The following is an 18186-nucleotide window of genomic DNA, read 5'->3' as shown; positions in this document are numbered from 1 at the left end:
CGAGAGTGTGTGCCGCCGACCCGTTCACGGTCCGCGGCACGGTCATCGGAAACACACGACGGAAGGCTTCACATGATCAACAGGCGCACCTTCAGCAAGGCCGTCGGCCTGGGCACCGGCGCGGCCGCGGTCTCGCTGACCGGACTGCAGACCAACGCGTCCGCCGCGACCGCCAAGTCGGGGTCGAGCGCCGCCACGGTGCCCACCCTCACCCCCGGCACCCACACCGAGTTCCCCACGATCAAGCAGGTCAAGGCCGGGCTGCTGAACGTCGGCTACGCCGAGCTCGGCCCCGCCCACGGCCCGGTCGTGATCTGCCTGCACGGCTGGCCGTACGACATCCACAGCTTCATCGATGTCGCCCCGCTCCTCGCCGAGCAGGGCTACCGCGTGCTCGTGCCCTATCTGCGCGGCCACGGCAGCACCCGCTTCCTGTCCCGGCACACGCCCCGGACCGCCGAGCAGTCGGCCATCGCCCTGGACATCATCGCGTTCATGGACGCCCTGAAGATCGAGAAGGCGGTCCTGGCCGGCTTCGACTGGGGTTCGCGCACCGGCGACATCATCGCCGCGCTGTGGCCCGAGCGGGTCAAGGCCCTTGTCTCCACCAGCGGTTACGTCATCACCGACCGCAAGGCGCAGCTCTCGCCCGCCCCGGCGGCCGTCGAGCACAACTGGTGGTACCAGTGGTACTTCGCCACCGACCGCGGCAAGCAGGCCATGGAGAACGAGAAGGACCGGCTCGCGCTGTGCCGCTATGTGTGGACGCTGGTCTCCCCCAACTGGAACTTCGACGACGCCACGTACCAGCGCACGGCGCAGGCCTTCCTCAACCCCGACTACGCCGCGATCGTGCTCTACAACTACCGCTGGCGCATCGGTCTCATCGAGGGTGAGCACCGCTACGACCGCTACGAGAAGCTGCTCTCGGCGCAGCCTCCGATCGCTGTGCCCACGGTCACCCTGGACCCGGCGCTCGACCCGTTCACCGCGCCGGGTGACGGCACCTCGTACCGCCAGCACTTCACGGGTGCCTACCTGCACCGCACGATCGCGGACATCGGTCACAACCTGCCGCAGGAGGCGCCCACGGTCTTCGCACAGGCCGTGGTCGACGCCGATCACCTCTGATCCCGACCCCTCTGATCCCGACACCTCTGATCTCGACACCTCCGATCTCCAGGAGCCCCGATGAGTGAAGTCCTGTGGAACCGTCTGACCGCCGCCGAGCTGCGGGCCCTCGCGGCGCGGGACGCGGTGGTGCTGCTGCCCATCGGGGCCACCGAGCAGCACGGCCCTCATCTGCCGACCGGTGTCGACGACTTCCTGGCGGCGGAGGTGTGCCGGCGGGCGGCGGTGCTGGCGGCCGAGCACACCGGTGTGGTGGTGACGCCGTCCGTGCCGACAGGTCTGTCGGAGCATCACATGGCGTTCGGCGGCACGCTCACCCTCAGTCTGCCGACCCTGCACGCGCTGCTGCGTGACATCTGCCGCTCCGTGATCCGGGCGGGTTTCTCACGCATCCTGATCGTCAACGGGCACGGCGGGAACATGACCGGCCTCAACGCCCTCACGACCGAGCTGACCACGGAGCTGTCGACGCCGATCGCGTTCGCCAGCTACTTCGGCGCCGGGCGGGAGGTGGTGCGGGACACCCTGGAGACGCAGGACGGTCTCATGCACGCGTGTGAGGGCGAGACGTCCATGATGATGGCCGCCCACCCGGACCTGATCCGGTCCGAGCACCTGGTCGAGGCGCACGGACCGCGGATCACCCTGCCCGCGGAGTCGACCGAGCCGGTGTACATGGCCGTGTCCTTCGACCGGATCACGGAGTCGGGGGTGGCGGGCGACGCCCGGGTCGCGACTGCCGAGAAGGGCGAGCGGATGCTGTCCGGGTGCGCCGCGGCGCTGGCGGACATCGTCGTACGGGATCCCTGGGCGAAGTAGCCCGCGGGTGTGCGGCGGGGAAACGCGATGCCGTCCCCCGCCGCACCCGCTGTCAGGCCTCGGCGCGCTTGGGAAGGCGCCAGTTGGGCCGCGGGAAGTGGCAGGTGTAGCCGTTCGGGTAGCGCTGGAGGTAGTCCTGGTGTTCCGGTTCGGCCTCCCAGAACGGGCCGGCCGGCACCACCTCGGTCACCACCGGTCCCGGCCACAGGCCGGAGGCGTCGACGTCGGCGATGGTGTCCTCGGCGACCCGGCGCTGCTCGTCGTCGTAGTAGAAGATCGCCGAGCGGTAGCTGGCGCCGATGTCGTTGCCCTGGCGGTTCCGCGTGCTCGGGTCGTGGATCTGGAAGAAGAACTCCAGGATCGTGCGGTAGTCGGTGGCCGTGGGGTCGAAGGTGATCTCGATCGACTCCGCGTGGTTTCCGTGGTCGCGGTAGGTGGCGTTGGGCTTGTCGTCGTCACCGCTGTAGCCGACCCGGGTGTCCTTCACCCCGGGCAGGGCCCGGATCAGCTCCTCCATGCCCCAGAAGCAGCCCCCCGCCAGCAGCGCCCTCTCCTCGGCGTCGCTCATGGCACCTCACCTTTCTGTTCACGCTTGTCTGTTCACGCTTGTTCGCGTGCATTCGCGCAGGTCTCCAGGCTCGCACGTCGGCGAACCGGAATCCTCCACACTCGCGTCACCACCTTGACAGGTGACGCATAGCCTGACAGATTCGTCACCAGTCAAAGCGGTGATGAATCGCAGAGTCGAAACACCGTAGATACCGATAAAAATTCCTGAGAGGGGTTCGTCGTGGTGACCATCAAGGGTGGACACAAGCAGCTGGTCATGGGCGCGGTCGCAACCGTCACAGCGGGGCTCGCGCTCGGCGCGTTCGCCCTCAGCGGCACGGCCAACGGCGCGACCGGGACGGCCGCGACCGCCGGTGCCGGCAAGCATGCCAAGCCCACCATCGTCCTGGAGCACGGCGCCTTCGCCGACGGCTCCAGCTGGAACGGCGTCATCTCGCGGCTGAAGGCCGACGGTTACCCGGTCGTCGCCGCCGCCAACCCGCTGCGCGGCCCGGCCTCCGACGCCGCCGCCCTGCGTTCGGTCCTGGACCACATCAAGGGCCCGAAGATCGTCGTCGGCCACTCCTACGGCGGCAACGTCATCAGCGAGGCCGCGACGAACGATTCCGACGTCAAGGCCCTGGTCTACGTCGCCGCGTTCCTGCCGGCCCCCGGCGAGAGCGCCCTGGAGCTGACCAACAAGTACCCGGGCTCCACCCTCCCCGGCACCCTGGACCCGGTCACCTTCCAGCAGACCGACGGCTCGACGGTCACCGACCTGTACATCCAGCAGGACAAGTTCCGTCATCAGTTCGCCGCCGACGTGCCCACGAAGCAGGCCGCCCTGATGGCCGCCGAGCAGCGGCCCATCGCCCAGTCCGCGCTGGAGGAGAAGGCCACCTCCGCCGCCTGGAAGACCATCCCCAGCTGGGACATCATCACCACCGAGGACCTCAACATCCCGCCGGCGGTGCAGCGGTTCATGGCCGAGCGCGCCCACGCGCACACCACCGAGGTCGCCGCCTCCCACTCGGTCGCCGTCTCCCACCCCCGCCTGGTGGCCGACGTGATCGAGCGGGCCGCCCGCGCCACCGTTCGCTGACCCCCTTCGAAGGACGGCGGGACGCCCGGTCCCGCCGTCCTCGGGGCGACGCGGCGACCATGAGACGCGAACTCGCAGGAGAACGGAACGGACACATGACCTCACCCTCCGACCCCCGCGCCCTCGGCGCCTTTCTCAAGGCCCGCCGCGCGCAACTGGACCCACGTGAGTGCGGCCTGCCCGAGACGGACTCCGCGCGCCGGGTCGCGGGACTGCGGCGTGAGGAGGTCGCCGCCCTCGCCGCGATCAGCGTGGACTACTACACCCGCCTGGAGCAGGGTCGCGTCCGTGCTTCCGCCCCGGTCCTGACGACCCTGGCCCGTGCCCTGCGCCTGGACGAGGACGAGGAGCGCTACCTGTACGCGCTCGCCGGCCGTTCCGACGCCCGCCCGCGCCGTGGCCGCCGCCCCGTCCAGCGGGTGCGCCCCGCCATGCGCCGCCTGCTCGCCCAGCTCCCCCACGCGCCCGCCCTCGTCCTCGGCAAGCGCCTGGACATCCTGGCCTGGAACGCCGCCGCCACGGCCCTCTACACCGACTTCGCCGCCGTCCCGGCAGCCCGGCGCAACTATCTGCGCCTGATGTTCCTCGACCCCGCGATCCGCGCCATGCACCGCGAGTGGGCCCATGACGCCCGGGACGCGGTCGCCGCGCTGCGCATGGAAGCCGCGGCCGACACCGACGACCCCGGCCTCGCCGCTCTCGTCGGCGAACTGACCATCCAGGACGCCGACTTCCGCACCTGGTGGGCCGAGCACCGCGTCAACAGCGCCACCTACGGAACCAAGGAGTACCGCCACCCCCTGGTCGGCGACCTCACTCTCGACTGCGACACCTGGGCCGCGTCCGACGGCTCCGGCCAGCGCCTGATGGTCCTGACCGCCGAGTCCGGCAGCCCCTCCCACGACGCCCTGCGCATCCTCACCTCCTGGACCGCGGAGCCGGTGAAGCAGGACGCGGCGCGGGACACGGCGGTGTAGGTGAACCCGCACGCCGCCTCTCTCGTGCTCCTAGGGAAGCTCATGGAGCTCGTGCTCCCGAGGAACGGGTGAGAGAGGTGGCGCATGCTCGCGTACGACGTCCATGGCAGCGGGCCCGGTCTGGTCCTGCTGCCCGGTGTCGGCGGCACCGCGGCCCTGACCTGGGAGACGCTGCTCGCCGGGCTGGCGGCCGAGCACACGGTCGCGCTCGTCGATCTCCCCGGGGCGGGGAGAAGCCGTTTACCGCTCGGCCGCCTTGAGGCGGAGACGGTGGCCGACCAGGTGGTGGAGGCCGCCGAACGGGCCGGGTTGAGCGACTTCGCCCTCGCCGGGACCTCGCTCGGCGCGGCCGTCGCCGTCAAGGTCGCCGCCCGCCATCGCGACCGGGTCCGCGGGCTGGTCACCCTGTCCGGCTTCGCCCGGCCGCGCACCTCGCTGTGGCTCAGGCTGGAGACCTGGGCGTCGTTGCACTCCCGTCGCGACGACGCCCTGAACGCGTTCGTGACCTCGCTGTCCTTCTCCGAGGAATACCTGGCCTCGCACACCCCGGAAACGGCCCGCCATCTGGCGGCCCGGCTGCTGTCCTCCGCTCCCGGCACCGCCCGGCAGATCGCCTTCGCCCTCGGCATCGACGTCCGCGGCGACCTTCCCGCCGTCAGCGCGCCGACGCTGGTCGTGGCGGCCGCCGGGGACCGGTTCGTGGCGCCGGAGCACTCGATGGACCTCGTGGACGGCATCCCCGGGGTCCTGCTGGCCGCGGTGCGCGGCGGGCACGCGGCGACCTTCGAGGAGCCGGAACGCACCCTGGAGATCCTCACCGGGTTCCTCCGCGGCCTGCGGCCCCCTTCCCCGCCGACGGCACGGCGGCCTGCTCGCACAGGGTGACTCACACCTGACGCAGGCGGACACCACCGGCAAGCAGCTGCGCCAGCTGATGAGCGGGGTGAACGAGGAGGCGTAAGTCCTCTCGACCGCCGTGCTCAGTCGGTCAGGCGGTCCAGGACCGCCGTGGCGAGGCGGACCGCGGCGTGCAGTTCCGTCACCTCGGCCACGGTGGGGCGGACCACTGCGGACCACTCGCCGCGCAGGCCCGGCCAGACCGCCAGCAGGACCTGGGCGCCGGCCAGGCCCAGGTGTGCCGTGACGTCGGTGCGGTCCTCGCCCGCGGGTGTCCAGGCCAGCAGGATGCGGCCCTGCGGGATGCGGGAGGGGTCGGTCAGCGGCAGCCAGGTGGCCATGAGGGTGCCGTGCACCGGGGTCACGATCGCGCCCCGGACGTCGGCGGGCATCGGCTGCCCGGTCAGCGTGGACAGCTCGGCCGCGGCGTCGGCCCGGGTGCCGGGCACCAGGGTGAGGGCGGGCCGGGCCGGACGGTGACCGCCGGGCCGCCGTCCGGACGGCGACGTCGTGGCCGGCGAAGGGCCGCCACCCGGTCGGCTGAATCTGTCGTGTCTCGTCATGTCCTCTCCCCCTTCGCACCCGGTGCGTGCTTCGTGGCCCGAAGCCTTCCGGAGCGTGCGGGTGAACACATCCGTCATCTGACTGCGCCCGGACTCAGAACCCGTCGCCGTCCCGCGCGGGTATGCCCGCGGTCGTACGCTCCAGCAGTCGTACGGCCTCGGACAGCACGGAATGCCGCACGGCGTACGGGACGGAGCTCGTCGTCACCTCGTACAGCTCGGCCAGCAGACGGGCGAGACGGCCGCCTCCCGTGTGGGCCAGGGCGACGCTGCCCTCCCAGAGGGTCTCGCGCAGCCGGTCGGGGGTGAACTGGCCGTCCCCGGCGCAGGCCAGCAACAGGCGGCCCGCCAGGGCTCGTTCCAACGGTCCCGGAAGCCAGGCGCCCTGGTCGAGGTCCGTGGCCAGGGCGGCGGTCAGCGAGGCGAGCCGCTCCACGGGGGTGCTGGGAGCAGCTGTGTCATGGGACATGGGATGCGATGGCCTTCTGTTCAACATGTCGGTGTAGGTTTCCATCAGAATACGTGTCTCGACGGGGCCCCGAGAAATGTGTGTGCCTCGGCGGAGAGGGACCGGAACATCAATGAGATCGGACGCACTGTCCAACCGTATGCGCATCCTTGAGGCGGCGGCAGAGGTGCTCGCCGTTCCAGGCGACACCTCGATGAAGTCCATCGCGCGCAGGGCGGGCGTGGGCCAGGGCACGCTTTATCGCCACTTCCCCACCCGGGAGTCCCTGGTGCTGCAGGTGTACGGGGCGGAGGTGGACGACCTGGTGACGGCCGTGCCCGCCCTGCTGGGCACCCTGACCCCGCAGGAGGGACTGTGCGCCTGGCTGCGGCGACTGCTCTACCTCGGCCGGTGCATGCCGGAGTTCGCCGACGCGATGAGCGTCGCCGGCGAGGCGTCGACGGGCCAGTGCCGAAAGGTGTACCGGCCGTTGCTGGACGCACTGTCGGTGCTGGTGAGCGCCAATGCGGCGGCCGGGACCATCGCACCGGGGACGACGGCCGAGGACGTGTTCACGCTGCTCGGTCCCGTGTGGCGCATCGGCGCGGACGGCGAGGAGGGCGTCCGGGCGGAGCGGCTCTTCGAGGTGCTGATGCGGGGGCTGTGCCCGCAGGCCGAGGCCGGGCCGGAGGTCAGTAGTACTCGACGGGGTAGTAGGTGACCAGCCTGGCCGTCTCCACGTACAGCCAGGTCAGGCTCAGGGTGAGCCCGAACGCGGCCGACCAGCGCTGGTCGCGGGGCGCGCCGTGGGTGAGGGCGGCCTCGACCTTGCGCAGGTGCAGGGGCAGGAAGGTCACCGTGAGGGCGACACCCACCAGGCCCATCAGGACGCCGAGTCCCGCGGAGCGCAGGCCCAGGCCGTCGGCGCCCATGAGGGGGAACAGGGCGGTGTCCGCGAGGGCGAGGAGGCACAGGGCGAGTACCACGGCTCCCGTGAGGCCGTACCGCCGCCGGTGCACCCGCATCCAGTGCAGCCGGTGGGCGAGCAGGATGCCGGCGGAGGTCGCCAGCGTCCCCAGGACCGTCTGCACGAGGAGGCCCGGGGAGAGGCGGTTGAACGCCGTGGTCGAGAGCACGCCGAGACATGTGCCCTGCAGGACGGCGAACGTCAGGGCCAGGATGGGTGACGGCCGCTTGCGGCGGCACTGGACCACCACCAGTGCCGCCGCGAGCAGTCCGGTGCCGCCGGCGAGGGCGTAGGCGACGGCCGTGCCGACCGGCACGTGGGGCAGCAGGGTCCACGACAGGCTCACGAAGAGGGCCGTTACCCCGAGTCCCGCCAGCCAGCGGGGCAGGACGTCGTCCATCGTCAGCAGATCGCCGACGGTGAGGGGCAGCGGACCGCCGTCCTTGTCCATGTCGTTGTCGTGGGTCTGATCGCGGCCCTGGCCTGTCGTGCTGCGGCCTTGGCCGACGGCGATGCCCGCTCGAGGGTCTTTCGCCATCGTCTTCTGCCCGGCCCGCCGTTCGAACTGCGGCCAGGCCAGTATCGGATTGCTGCTCTTCAGGGGGCGGTGCTGCTCGACCGGTGTCACGCCAGGTCCTCTTCTCCGTGTCCGTCCACGCCGGAGGTGTCGGCTGTCGTCAGGGTGCGCCACCGGACAAACGGCGCACATCAGTCAGTTGACGGTGGGTCCGCCGCGCCTGTCCGAACGGCGGGGGCCGTCAGGACAGCTCGAAACCCAGCTCGCGGGCGGCGGTCTCGGGGGTGGGCTGGGACCAGTGCTCGGCGACCGCCTCGTTCGTGGACAGCGAGCGCGACTGGGCCAGGTCCAGATAGAGCGTGCCGTTGAGGTGGTCGGTCTCGTGCTGGACGATACGGGCCGGCCAGCCGGTGAACACCTCGTCGACGGCCCGTCCGTGCTCGTCCTGTCCCCGCAGCCGGACCCGGGCGTGGCGGGAGACGACCGCCTGCCAGCCCGGCACACTGAGGCAGCCCTCGAAAAAGGCGGCCCGAGTGTCGTCCTCCGGCTCGTAGGAGGGGTTGAGCAGCACCCGGAAGGGCAGGGGTGTGCGGTCGCGCGCGTCGAGTGCCTCGCGGGGTCCGCGGGCCCGGTCCTCCACGACCGCGATGCTCAGTGCGATGCCGACCTGGGGTGCGGCCAGGCCCACGCCCGGAGCGGCGAGCATCGTCTCGCGCAGCGCGGTCACGAAGCGCTCCAGGAGGCCGGCGTCGAGCTGGCCGTCGTACGGCTCGGCGACACCGCGCAGGACGGGGTGGCCGGCGGCGACGATGGGCAACGGGCCGCCCGGGGTGAGGAGTTCCTCGATGTGCTCGGACAGCTGTCGGGGAGTCGGGTGGGTGGTCATGGGTCAGCTCGCCGGGATGTAGAAGCGCATCGGAGAGTTCGGCTTGAAGCCGATCCTCGGGTAGACGGGCGCGCCCGCGACGGTCGCGTGCAGGGTGGCCCGGGTCAGGCCGGTGGCGCGGGCGCCCTCGTGCAGCGCCTTGCGGGTCACCGCCTCGCCGTAGCCGTGGCGTTGGTGGTCCGGCTCGGTGGCGACGAGGATGACGAACAGGCGGCCCTGGGCCTCGACGGTCGCGGCACAGGCGACCGGGGTGCCGTCCCGCAGCGCCAGGTAGGCGTACACGTCCCGCTTCCACAGGGCCGACCCGGCGATCCCGTCGCGGCCGTCCGCCAGGTCGAAGCCGTAGGCGCGGGAGTTGATGTCGGCGTAGGCCGTGAGGTGTTCGTCGGTGGTGACCCGCTCGAAGGTGAGGTCGGGGTGGTGGGGCTCGGGGAGGGGCAGCAGGTCGCCGGCCATGCCGGTGCCGGGGAAGGCGTGGACCAGGCCCGCGCGCTGTGCCGCCTCGTCGAGGGCGGCGCGGGCGTCGTCGGCGAGCAGGTCCTCGAACAGCCACAGGAAGCCCGGCCGTTGCTTCGAGCGCATGATGTCCGCGGCCTGGGCCAGGCGGTTCTCCAGGAGCGCCTGGCCGAGGCCCGCCTCGTTGAGGGTGATCGCGTTCCAGAAGGCGAAGCGGCAGTCGGCCCAGCGGACGGCGAGGCCCGGCAGGTCGCGTACGTCCGCCTGCTCGTCCCGGTCGAGCACCATGGCGCGCCACACCGTGGACAGCTGTGCCACCGATTCGACCGCGGCCGCGAGATCCGTCATCGCAACTTCCTCACCTTGTCGGGTATGTGAAGGTCCCCCGTCGGTCCAACGATCGGCGGGGGACGGCAGTCCCGGGCTCCCTTCCCTTCCCCGCCCCCACAGCGAGGTCGGGCGGGAGAGCCCGGTGGCCGGCCGTCCGGATGCGCACCACTCGGTACGGCCGCCCTGTCCCCGCCCCGGCCGACGGCGGGAACCTGCCGCTCTGCACACGGATGCGGGGACGCGTTTGGTTCACCCGGCGAGGCACACTGGTGTCATACGTATCTAAAACACCCGCCATGAATTCTTACATGTGTGAACCGTTGGGCGAGATGAGCGCGTGTTGTTGCCGACCCATGATGAGGAGAATCCCATGACCTTGGCAGGCGAGGGCGAGACCCGGCAGTCCGTGGCCGTGGTCGGTGCCGGAGCGGTCGGCGGTGTGTTCGCGTCGGCCCTGTGCCGGGCCGGGCACGACGTCTCGCTCTGCGTCCGGACGCCGTTCGACGAGCTGGTGATAGAGACTTCCGACGGCGAGGACCATGTGCCGGCGACCGTGGTCACCGATCCGGCGGCGGTGAGGCCGGTGGACTGGGTGCTGCTGGCGGTGAAGTCCTTCGACACGGCCGGTACGGCCCGCTGGCTCGCGGCGCTGTGCGACGAGCACACCACCGTCGTCGTCCTGCGCAACGGCGTCGAGCTGACCGATGACGTGCAACCCTTGGTCCCGCAGGCAACTGTCGTGCCCGCGCTGGTGTACATCCAGGCCGAGCGGCTGGCGCCGGGCCGCATCCGGCACGGCTACGGCAACCGCCTCGACGTCCCCACAGGGCCCGACGCGGACCAGCTGATCCGACTGTTCCGGGGCAGCGGGACGGACATCCGCCCGCAGCAGGACCTGGTCACGGCCGCATGGCGCAAGCTGATGCTCAACGCCGCGGTGAACCCGCTGACGGCGCTCACCCTGCGCCGGATGGAGGTGATGGGCGACGGCATGATCCTTGAACTCGCCGAGGGTCTGATGCGCGAGACCCAGGTGGTGGCCGAGGCGGTCGGGGCCCGTCTCACCGGCGCGGACGTGCGGCAGACGCTTGAATTCATGAAGGACTTCAGCGACGGCAACGGCACGTCGATGCTGTACGACCGGCTCGCGGGCCACCCCCTGGAGTGGGAGGCGCTCAACGGGGCGGTTGTCCGGTACGCCGAGATCTACGGGATCGACGTACCGCTGAACCGGGCGATGACGGCGCTGCTCCACGCGCTCGGCCCGCTGCACACGACGGCGACGGCGGCCGAGGGTCCTGCGGGCGCGCATCTCGCGGCGGCGTGAGCCGCGCCGGGCCCGTGAGCCACGGCAGGGCGCCGCGGCTCACGGGCCTCGGGCCGATCAGGCCGGGGCGATGTTGTAGTTGAAGCGGAAGACGTTGGCCGGGTCGTACACCGTCTTCAGCGCGGCCAGCCGTTCGTACCGTTCCGCCCCGTACAGTTCGCGCACGCCCTCGGTGTCGGTGGCCTCGTCCGGCGAGAGGAAGTTCACCAGGTTCCGGCCGGTTGCCCAGGGCGCCAGCCCGTCGAAGACCCGCGCCAGTTCGGCGCGCAGCCCATCCGCCTGGTCCGGGCCGCCCACCGCGAAGCCGAAGACGACGTACGGAAGTCCGCGGCTGGGGACCGAGTTGGGGAACTCCGGTTCCTGGTCGAAGGCTCCGCCGAGCGCCCGTATCTCGATGCTCACCAGGGTGCAGCCCGACTCGGGTCCGGTCAGGTCCACCAGCGTCTGCGCCGTCTTCTCGGAGAACTCCTCCAGGCTGAGGCTGCGGTCGTAGTACGGCATCGGGTCGACCGGGTCGAGGTGGATCTCCCCGATCGCGGTGAACGGCTTCTCCCCCACCAGGTCGAGGAGGGGCGGCGCGGACTCCCGCAGCGGTGCGATGAGCCGGTCCCCGTCGGCCGCCGTACCGAGGTAGCCGATCCGCAGGTGGAGCACGAAGGCGCCGCGCAGCGGCTCGGGCAGGCCGGGGAGGTCGGGCAGCCGCTGGATGGCGAGCGAAGAGGTCATGTCCTCATCCACCGTGGGCAGCCAGGCGCGCCAGGCGTCCAGCACCCGGTCCAGGTGCTCGCCCGCGAAGTAGATGCCGCCGCCGTAGAAGCGGGCGACCGGGAAGGCGTCGAACTCGATCTCCGTGACGACGCCGAAGTTGCCCTTGCCGCCCAGCAACGCCCAGTACAGCTCGGGTTCGTTCTGCGGGGTCACCCGGCGCAGCTCGCCGTCCGCGGTGACGACGTTCAGCCGGCGCACATGGTCGGCGGCGTAGCCGTACTTGCGGCCCAGCAGCGGGCTCTGGCCGCCGCCGAGGGTGTAGCCGACGACGCCGACCTCGGGCGCCGAACCGACGACCGGGGCCAACCCCTCCTCCGCCGCGCGCGGCAGCACCTCGCTCCAGCGCACACCGGCCTCGACGCTGACGGTGCCGTTCTGCGCGTCGACGGAGATGCCCTTCATCCGCTGGGTCGTGATGAGCAGCCCGTCCGCCGCCGGGGAGACCACCTGGTGGGCGGCGGTCTTCATCGCGACCGGCAGGCCGTGCCGGGCGGCGAACCGGACCGCCGTCACGACGTCCCGCTCACTGCTCGCGCCGACCACGACGAGCGGGCGCAGGGGGCAGACCAGGTTGAACGTGGCGCACTCCGCCTCGTAGCCGTCCACGCCCGGTTCCAGCACCGGGCCCGTGACCTCGTGCCGCAGAGCCTCCACGTCCTGCGGGCTCAGCCGCACGCCTGTCGCACCAGACATATCCGCACTCATCCTGATCGCCACCTCACTGACACACCCGCGCCATCCCGTGGCGCGCCCGCGCGCAGCGGCGCGGGAACCGGGGACAGGCGACGGGCGTCGAAACCTGACGTGACTGACACGAGTCGGACGCCCTTCGCCGTTCACATGGATGTGTTCACACCTTGGGTCGGTCCGAGGGGGATGTTCGCGGTGAGTGTGGTTCCGGTGTCGGGTGTGTGTCGCACGGTCAGGGTGCCGTCGAGGCTGGTGGCGCGTTCGGTGAGGGCGGCCAGTGTCGCGAGGTCGGTGGCTGTCGCGGGTTCGGTCCCGTCGTCCGCCACGGTGATCACCAGTTCGGGGCCGTGGTTGGTGGTGACTTGGACGTGGTGGGCGTCGGCGTGGTCGAGGGCGCGTGCGACTGCTTCGGCGACGAGGAGGTATCCGTGTGTCTCGATCAGCTGGGGCAGTCGTCCGGTCAGGGTGCCGGTGACGGTCACTTGTCCTGGGTGGCGGCGGGCGAGAGCGGCGAGGGCCGCGGGCAGCCCGCCTGCGCGCAGGGCACCGGGGCACAGGGCGTCGGTGACCTCCCGGACGCCCGCCAGGGCCTCCTCGGTGTCGCGTACCGCATCGTGCAGCAGGCCGGCCGTCCCCGCCGCGGCCGGCCCCAGCGCGTGGCCGGCCATGTTCAGCCCGAGCAGGGCGCGCACCATCCGCTCCTGTGCCTCGTGCTGGAGGACCTTGGCGTAGTGGCGTTCCCGCTCCGCCTGACGGTGCGCCAGGAGCCGGTACGGCGGACCCGTGTCCCCGAGTCCCCGGCTGCCGGAAGCCTGCTCGGCGTCGAGTGGCTGGAAGAGGTACAGGGTCAGGGCCGCGTCACCGACCGCTCCGGGCAGGGGCAGCCGGGTCCATTCCACCGGCAGGAGGGTGCCGTCGGCCCGGGTGAGTGCGCCACCCTCGCCCCGGCTGGCGTGGTCCGGGGCGGGCCCGGGGTGGCCGTCGTAACCCAGCAGTGCAGAAGGGTGACCGTGTCCCAGCGCTTCGGCCGCCGCCGGGTTCGCGTAGCGCACGGTGTGCGTGGCGTCCACGGCCCAGACAGGCTGTCGTACGACGTCAAAGACGCTTCCCCAGGCTTCGAGGACGCTCCCCCAGCCGTCGGCGATCGACGTCATCGCACAGGTTCCTTCCCCCCGGGCCCGGTGGCTCGCCCGCCGGGCCCCGCTGCTGTCCTGACTTTCACAGCCGGTTCATGGGCATGCATCAGTCATTTGACTTGAAAGAACGCCTGGCTGACTTGAAAGAGCTCCCAGGAGGGGGATGGGCCGCTCAGTCCTTGGTGAGGGACATGACCCCGGCAATGCGGTAGGCGTCCGCCTCGTCCAGCGTCTCCTGCTCCAGCAGCGCCTGGGCGAGGTCGTCCAACTGGCCCCGGTGGTCATGGAGTTTGCGGCAGGCTTCGTTGTAGCACTCGTCGACGATGCGGCGTATCTCGTCGTCGATGATGTCGAGGGTGTGCGGGGCTGCCGAGAGGCCGTAGGCCTGCTGGGCGTCGTTGGGGAGGGCGGAGAGCCGGCCGACCCGTTCGCTCATGCCCCATCGGGCGACCATGCCGCGCGCGATGTTGGTGACCTGTTCGAGGTCGTTCTCCGCGCCGGTCGTGATCACGCCGTAGACGACCTGTTCCGCGGCCATGCCGCCCAGCGCGCCGATGATGCGGCCGCGCAGGTACTCCTCGGTGTACGCGTACTTGTCGGCGTCCGGCGTCGACAGCGTCACCCCGAGCGCCCGTCCGCGCGGCACGATGGTGATCTTGCGGACGGGATCGGCGCCCGGCTGGAGCATGCCGAGGAGGGCGTGTCCGCTCTCGTGGTAGGCCGTGCGGCGGCGTTCCTCCTCGGGCATCACCAGCGGGCGTTGCGCACCGAGTTGCACCTTCTCCAGGGCGTCGGAGAGGTCGGGCCCGGTGACCCGGAGCCGGTCGCGCTTGACGGCGAGGAGCGCGGCCTCGTTGGCGAGGTTGGCCAGTTCGGCTCCGGTCATGCCGGGGGTCGTCCGGGCGACCCGGGCGAGGTCGACGTCCGGGGCGAGCGGCATGGAGCGGGTGTGGATGCGCAGGATGGCCTCGCGTCCGGCGCGGTCCGGCGGGGAGACGGTCACCACCCGGTCGAAGCGGCCGGGACGGGTGAGCGCCGGGTCGAGGATCTCCGCGCGGTTGGTCGCGGCGACCACCACGACACCGTCGGAGGCGGAGAAGCCGTCCATCTCGGTGAGGATCTGGTTGAGGGTCTGTTCGCGTTCGTCGTGGCCTCCGATGCCGGACCCGGTGCGGGCGCGGCCGATGGTGTCGATCTCGTCGATGAAGACGATCGACGGGGCCACCTTGCGGGCCTCCGCGAACAGCTCACGTACCCGGGAAGCGCCCACGCCGACGATCATCTCGATGAACTCCGAGGCCGAGGCGGAGAAGAACGGCACGCCCGCCTCGCCCGCCACCGCCCGTGCGAGAAGTGTCTTGCCGGTGCCGGGCGGACCCGCGAGCAGCACCCCGCGGGGCATCCTGGCGCCCATGCGGCGGTAGGCGTCGGGGCGCTTGAGGAAGTCGACGATGTCGTTGAGCTCGTCCTCGACCTCGTCGATGCCGGCCACATCGGCGAAGCTCATACGCTCCTGCGCCGCCTCGACCGGCTTGGGCGGCTTACGGCCCAACATCCCGCCCATGCCGCTCAGTCCGCCGCCCGCCTTGCGGGCCACGAACACCCAGACGGCGATCAGCAGCGCGGTCGGCAGCAGCGACACCAGCAGGGACTGGCCGAGGCCGGGCCCCTGCGCCACCGGTGAGGCGGAGACCGCCACCTTCTTCTGCTCGATCTCCCGCCACAGTTGGTCGCTGTTCGCGAAGGCGGGCTTGTACGTCTTGAAGTGGACGAACCTCGTCTTGTCCGCGCTGCCGGGCACTTTGCGGGCCTGCTTCAGCGTGCCCTGGATCTGGGAGCCGCGTGAGTAGACGGTCTTGACGTTTTCCGCGTCCAACTGGGCGGTGAAGACCGTGTAGTCGACGGACGTGGTGCCGTCGCCGTGCATGCCGTTGTAGAGGAAGCCGGTCGCGAGATAGATGGCGACGAAGATCACGACCTGCACCAGGCGCCCGTTGCGGGAGCGGCGGCCATCAGGGGTGGGCGATCCGGACCCCCCTGGCACTCCTTCGGAGCGCCAGGGGGACCGCGGGTCGTGGCGGGGTGGTACGGGTGCGGCCATCGGGCCTCTCCTCACAAGCGGGGCACGGGAGTCAGGGGACTCGGTTGGCACGGCGGACCAGGGCTGTGGACACCAGGCCGAGCGTCAGGGTGAGCACCCCGAGGACGACGCCGTCGACGGCGGCCGCACGGCCGGGAGCATGGCCTGTTTTGCCGCCAGGGGTGCCGCCGACTGCCCAGGGCGAGACCGCCATCCACAGGCCGATCACTCCCAGGGCGGCGCTCAGCCCGGTCATGCGCTCAGGGGCCACCGTGAAGCCCGCGGCCGGCAGGCAGACGGCACAGCCCACGATCAGGTTGTGCACCGCGAGGTCGTGATGGGTGGCGGCGAAACCCAGCACCCAGGGGGAGACCGCGTAGAACAGGCCGACCACGAAGACCGGCCCGTTCACCAGTGCCACGTCGTGGCCGCTCAGCACCCGGATACGGCGCCCCCGGGTCTCGAAGGCGTCGGGCGGGTAGGTGCCATCGTCCCTTCCCTGCGTGAAACCTGGCACTTGAGAGCTCCTCACACTCGCCGTCCCGAGGGCTGCGTGGAGCACATGTTGTCGTCGGGATCGGGGGCAGGGCATCACACATGTGAGTGATTGGTCGCCGCTCGACAGAGGAGACTCGGACATTCGTCCCTTTTGGCACGTTTATGTGATGTGGTCGGCCGCCCCTCCGGGGCACCGTCGGGCGGAGCGCACTCCGCTCCCGAAAGGAGGAACCCGTGTCCGACACACAGAACTGGGTCCGCTGGGACGACGGCAGACTGGTCCGGGTGAGCAGGCGGTGGGGCTGGCTGACCGTCCTCGCCATCGGTCTGCTGGTGTTCTGGCTGATCCACGCGGCACTGATCTCCACCGGGAACCCCAACCTCGTCCCGGCCCTACTCTTCTTCGGAGCGGCCCTGGTCCCGGCGGCGTTCGTGAGTTTCGTGGCCGGGCGCCGACTCGACTTCGGCGTCGGACCGGCCGCCGTGGGCGTCACGGCGCTGGTCGGCGGCGCCATCGGGGTGACCACGGCCGGCTTCCTGGAGTATCGGACGCTGATCCTGCTGGACGTCCTGCCGATGGTCGCGGTGGGGGTGATCGAGGAGGCCGCGAAGCTCGTCATGCCGCTGGTACTGCTGCTGTTCATCCGGCGCCGGTCCCCCGGTGACGGCCTGCTCATCGGTGTCGCCTCAGGTGCGGGCTTCGCGGTGTTCGAGACGATGGGGTACGCCTTCGTCGAACTTGTCCAGTCCGGCGGTGACCTGCATGTGGTGGACCATCTGCTGGTGGTGCGCGGCCTGTTGAGCCCGGCTGCCCACATGGCGTGGACCGGGCTGACCAGCGCCGCACTGTGGTCGGCCGCGGCGCACCACTGGCGGCGCCGCTCCGTCGGGGTCCTGGTCCTGGTCTACGCGGTCGCCGTGGGCCTGCACACGGCTTGGGACAGCTTCGACGACGACACGGCCTACGCCGTACTGGCGGCCGTCAGCCTGTCCCTGCTGGTGTTCACCACCCACCGCCTGGCGGGCCTGTCCCGGTCTTCGGGCATCTCGCTACCCGCCACCGCGTCGGCGGTGGCCCCGGCGTCGCACAGCTGATCCGGCACCTGTCTCGCGACTGATCCCCCGCCTCTCCCACGGCTGATCCGCCGTCGGCCTGTCGGTGACGGCGGATCAGAAGGGGCGGGGGTGAGTAGCGGCAACCAGGGCCGTTCCTGGGCCGGGCTCGCCCGTCACCGAGAAGCCACGTCGTGTGTCCCGGTCCTGCCGGCGCTGCCCGCGCCCGCGCCGAGCTGCCGGCGTTCGTCGTCGGACAGCCCGCCCCAGACGCCGTAGGTCTCCCCCTGCCTGAGGGCCGCGGCCGCGCAGATGTCGACGACCTCGCACCCGCCGCAGACAGCGCGGGCGCGCTCCTCGCGGACGCGACGCGCCCGGCCCCGCTCGCCCGGCGGCGAGAAGAAGGTGGCACTGCTCATGCCTCGGCACGCGGCGCGTTGCTGCCACTGCCAGTCGGCCAGCCAGGGACGCAGTGTGTTCTTCGGTGTGTTGCGCATGGTCTTCCTCTCTGCCTGCGCCTGTCCGGCCACGGCGGCCGGACCCGTCGACGTCACTCGGCCAGCTGGGCCCACTCGTCCCAGTCCACGCCGTCCAGTTCGGTCCCCCGCGGGACCATGTCGTAGGTCCTCGCCAGCCAGCTCACGACCGGCTCGGCCGGGATCTCGAAGACCGCCTTGTGGGTGCTGCCCACGCGGACGCAGAAGGAGGACGGCTCGCCGTCGTGGTCGAGCACCGGCCAGAACGTCACGTCGCCCTCACCCACCCGGGCGGTCATGCCTTCGGCCAGCAGATCGCGGGACAGGGCCCAGGTCACCGGCCGCACGCCCTCGGTGTCGAGGACCAGGGTGACGGCGAGCGGGTCCTGGGTGTCGTAGGAGAACTCGCACTGCAGCGGCAGGTCGAGCTCGGAGAACACCCAGTGCGTGATCTCCAGTGCGAGCTGGCACTTCTTCATGGTCGCCTCCCAGTAGGGCCTCAGCCGGACATCCGGC

General features: G+C 71.2%; 20 protein-coding genes. 8 read left to right on the top strand and 12 right to left on the bottom strand.

Features of this window, described 5'->3' with window-relative positions; all coding sequences use genetic code 11:
• Positions 1-72: 72 nt before the first annotated feature.
• Both OG885_RS45225 and OG885_RS45220 read left to right on the top strand, forming a co-directional pair.
• Positions 73-1131, top strand: a complete 1059-nt coding sequence (locus OG885_RS45225; protein WP_331729324.1) for an alpha/beta hydrolase — start codon at positions 73-75, stop codon at positions 1129-1131.
• Positions 1132-1191: 60 nt separating this feature from the next.
• On the top strand, positions 1192-1950 hold the full coding sequence (locus OG885_RS45220; protein WP_331729321.1) for a creatininase family protein: 759 nt from the start codon (positions 1192-1194) through the stop codon (positions 1948-1950).
• Between the two features lie 52 nt (positions 1951-2002).
• Here OG885_RS45220 and msrA read toward each other — a convergent pair whose 3' ends face one another.
• The gene (gene msrA / locus OG885_RS45215) at positions 2003-2518 is read right to left on the bottom strand and encodes a peptide-methionine (S)-S-oxide reductase MsrA (protein ID WP_331729317.1); all 516 of its coding nucleotides are present in this window, start codon (positions 2516-2518) and stop codon (positions 2003-2005) included.
• 222 nt (positions 2519-2740) lie between these two features.
• Between msrA and OG885_RS45210 the strand changes: the two genes are divergently transcribed.
• From OG885_RS45210 to OG885_RS45200, 3 genes are all read left to right on the top strand, one after another.
• Positions 2741-3601, top strand: a complete 861-nt coding sequence (locus OG885_RS45210; RefSeq protein WP_331729314.1) for an alpha/beta hydrolase — start codon at positions 2741-2743, stop codon at positions 3599-3601.
• Between the two features lie 95 nt (positions 3602-3696).
• Positions 3697-4578: a helix-turn-helix domain-containing protein gene (locus OG885_RS45205; protein WP_331729311.1), complete on the top strand. Its 882-nt coding sequence runs from the start codon at positions 3697-3699 to the stop codon at positions 4576-4578.
• Positions 4579-4662: 84 nt separating this feature from the next.
• The gene (locus OG885_RS45200) at positions 4663-5463 is read left to right on the top strand and encodes an alpha/beta fold hydrolase (RefSeq protein WP_331729307.1); all 801 of its coding nucleotides are present in this window, start codon (positions 4663-4665) and stop codon (positions 5461-5463) included.
• Between the two features lie 95 nt (positions 5464-5558).
• Here OG885_RS45200 and OG885_RS45195 read toward each other — a convergent pair whose 3' ends face one another.
• A complete protein-coding gene (locus tag OG885_RS45195) occupies positions 5559-6038 on the bottom strand; it encodes a hypothetical protein (protein ID WP_331729304.1) in 480 nt (159 codons plus the stop codon).
• 94 nt (positions 6039-6132) lie between these two features.
• Positions 6133-6507, bottom strand: coding sequence for a hypothetical protein (locus tag OG885_RS45190; protein WP_405743322.1), 375 nt, complete (start codon positions 6505-6507; stop codon positions 6133-6135).
• Between the two features lie 112 nt (positions 6508-6619).
• On the opposite strand from OG885_RS45190, the gene OG885_RS45185 reads away from it, so the two are divergent.
• The gene (locus OG885_RS45185) at positions 6620-7207 is read left to right on the top strand and encodes a TetR/AcrR family transcriptional regulator (RefSeq protein ID WP_331729299.1); all 588 of its coding nucleotides are present in this window, start codon (positions 6620-6622) and stop codon (positions 7205-7207) included.
• On the opposite strand, the gene OG885_RS45180 is transcribed toward OG885_RS45185, so the two are convergent.
• The 3 genes from OG885_RS45180 to OG885_RS45170 form a co-directional block, all read right to left on the bottom strand.
• Positions 7179-8081, bottom strand: coding sequence for a Bax inhibitor-1/YccA family protein (locus OG885_RS45180; protein ID WP_331729296.1), 903 nt, complete (start codon positions 8079-8081; stop codon positions 7179-7181). The two genes, OG885_RS45185 and OG885_RS45180, sit on opposite strands and share 29 nt — an antisense overlap.
• Before the next feature lie 130 nt (positions 8082-8211).
• Positions 8212-8856 carry a peptide deformylase gene (locus tag OG885_RS45175; protein ID WP_331729293.1) on the bottom strand — a complete coding sequence of 215 codons (645 nt, stop codon included), beginning with the start codon at positions 8854-8856 and terminating at the stop codon, positions 8212-8214.
• 3 nt (positions 8857-8859) lie between these two features.
• The gene (locus OG885_RS45170; RefSeq protein ID WP_331729290.1) at positions 8860-9660 is read right to left on the bottom strand and encodes a GNAT family N-acetyltransferase; all 801 of its coding nucleotides are present in this window, start codon (positions 9658-9660) and stop codon (positions 8860-8862) included.
• Positions 9661-10012: 352 nt separating this feature from the next.
• Between OG885_RS45170 and OG885_RS45165 the strand changes: the two genes are divergently transcribed.
• Complete coding sequence (locus OG885_RS45165; RefSeq protein ID WP_331729287.1) at positions 10013-10969, top strand: 2-dehydropantoate 2-reductase; 957 nt, start codon at positions 10013-10015, stop codon at positions 10967-10969.
• Positions 10970-11026: 57 nt separating this feature from the next.
• Here OG885_RS45165 and OG885_RS45160 read toward each other — a convergent pair whose 3' ends face one another.
• From OG885_RS45160 to OG885_RS45145, 4 genes are all read right to left on the bottom strand, one after another.
• Positions 11027-12430: an FAD-binding oxidoreductase gene (locus tag OG885_RS45160; protein WP_331729284.1), complete on the bottom strand. Its 1404-nt coding sequence runs from the start codon at positions 12428-12430 to the stop codon at positions 11027-11029.
• A gap of 143 nt (positions 12431-12573) precedes the next feature.
• Positions 12574-13581, bottom strand: coding sequence for a PAS domain-containing protein (locus OG885_RS45155; protein ID WP_331729281.1), 1008 nt, complete (start codon positions 13579-13581; stop codon positions 12574-12576).
• A gap of 154 nt (positions 13582-13735) precedes the next feature.
• Positions 13736-15664: an ATP-dependent zinc metalloprotease FtsH gene (gene ftsH, locus OG885_RS45150; RefSeq protein ID WP_331729278.1), complete on the bottom strand. Its 1929-nt coding sequence runs from the start codon at positions 15662-15664 to the stop codon at positions 13736-13738.
• Positions 15665-15695: 31 nt separating this feature from the next.
• Positions 15696-16082 (bottom strand): SPW repeat protein, encoded by a 387-nt coding sequence (locus OG885_RS45145; protein WP_331729529.1) that lies wholly within the window; start codon positions 16080-16082, stop codon positions 15696-15698.
• A gap of 293 nt (positions 16083-16375) precedes the next feature.
• Here OG885_RS45145 and OG885_RS45140 point away from each other — a divergent pair, with 293 nt between their 5' ends.
• The gene (locus tag OG885_RS45140) at positions 16376-17236 is read left to right on the top strand and encodes a PrsW family glutamic-type intramembrane protease (RefSeq protein ID WP_331729275.1); all 861 of its coding nucleotides are present in this window, start codon (positions 16376-16378) and stop codon (positions 17234-17236) included.
• Positions 17237-17370: 134 nt separating this feature from the next.
• On the opposite strand, the gene OG885_RS45135 is transcribed toward OG885_RS45140, so the two are convergent.
• Entirely contained in the window at positions 17371-17691 is a 321-nt protein-coding gene (locus OG885_RS45135) for a WhiB family transcriptional regulator (protein WP_331729272.1), read from the bottom strand.
• A gap of 53 nt (positions 17692-17744) precedes the next feature.
• Positions 17745-18149, bottom strand: coding sequence for an SsgA family sporulation/cell division regulator (locus tag OG885_RS45130; protein ID WP_331729269.1), 405 nt, complete (start codon positions 18147-18149; stop codon positions 17745-17747).
• Positions 18150-18186: the final 37 nt, after the last annotated feature.

The sequence above is a fragment of the Streptomyces sp. NBC_00028 genome (genome assembly GCF_045041065.1).
Classification (GTDB): Bacteria; Actinomycetota; Actinomycetes; order Streptomycetales; family Streptomycetaceae; genus Streptomyces.
This window is presented reverse-complemented; position numbering and strand designations above follow the sequence as displayed.

Bases quoted from the DNA above. Each gene is read 5' to 3' on its own strand.
- ftsH (WP_331729278.1), bottom strand. From the start codon at position 15,664: ATGGCCGCACCCGTACCACCCCGCCACGACCCGCGGTCCCCCTGGCGC.
- OG885_RS45225 (WP_331729324.1), top strand. From the start codon at position 73: ATGATCAACAGGCGCACCTTCAGCAAGGCCGTCGGCCTGGGCACCGGC.
- OG885_RS45190 (WP_405743322.1), bottom strand. From the start codon at position 6,507: ATGTCCCATGACACAGCTGCTCCCAGCACCCCCGTGGAGCGGCTCGCC.
- OG885_RS45155 (WP_331729281.1), bottom strand. From the start codon at position 13,581: ATGACGTCGATCGCCGACGGCTGGGGGAGCGTCCTCGAAGCCTGGGGA.
- OG885_RS45195 (WP_331729304.1), bottom strand. From the start codon at position 6,038: ATGACGAGACACGACAGATTCAGCCGACCGGGTGGCGGCCCTTCGCCG.
- OG885_RS45175 (WP_331729293.1), bottom strand. From the start codon at position 8,856: ATGACCACCCACCCGACTCCCCGACAGCTGTCCGAGCACATCGAGGAA.
- OG885_RS45205 (WP_331729311.1), top strand. From the start codon at position 3,697: ATGACCTCACCCTCCGACCCCCGCGCCCTCGGCGCCTTTCTCAAGGCC.
- OG885_RS45220 (WP_331729321.1), top strand. From the start codon at position 1,192: ATGAGTGAAGTCCTGTGGAACCGTCTGACCGCCGCCGAGCTGCGGGCC.
- OG885_RS45170 (WP_331729290.1), bottom strand. From the start codon at position 9,660: ATGACGGATCTCGCGGCCGCGGTCGAATCGGTGGCACAGCTGTCCACG.
- OG885_RS45130 (WP_331729269.1), bottom strand. From the start codon at position 18,149: ATGAAGAAGTGCCAGCTCGCACTGGAGATCACGCACTGGGTGTTCTCC.
- OG885_RS45200 (WP_331729307.1), top strand. From the start codon at position 4,663: ATGCTCGCGTACGACGTCCATGGCAGCGGGCCCGGTCTGGTCCTGCTG.
- msrA (WP_331729317.1), bottom strand. From the start codon at position 2,518: ATGAGCGACGCCGAGGAGAGGGCGCTGCTGGCGGGGGGCTGCTTCTGG.
- OG885_RS45165 (WP_331729287.1), top strand. From the start codon at position 10,013: ATGACCTTGGCAGGCGAGGGCGAGACCCGGCAGTCCGTGGCCGTGGTC.
- OG885_RS45160 (WP_331729284.1), bottom strand. From the start codon at position 12,430: ATGTCTGGTGCGACAGGCGTGCGGCTGAGCCCGCAGGACGTGGAGGCT.
- OG885_RS45135 (WP_331729272.1), bottom strand. From the start codon at position 17,691: ATGCGCAACACACCGAAGAACACACTGCGTCCCTGGCTGGCCGACTGG.
- OG885_RS45185 (WP_331729299.1), top strand. From the start codon at position 6,620: ATGAGATCGGACGCACTGTCCAACCGTATGCGCATCCTTGAGGCGGCG.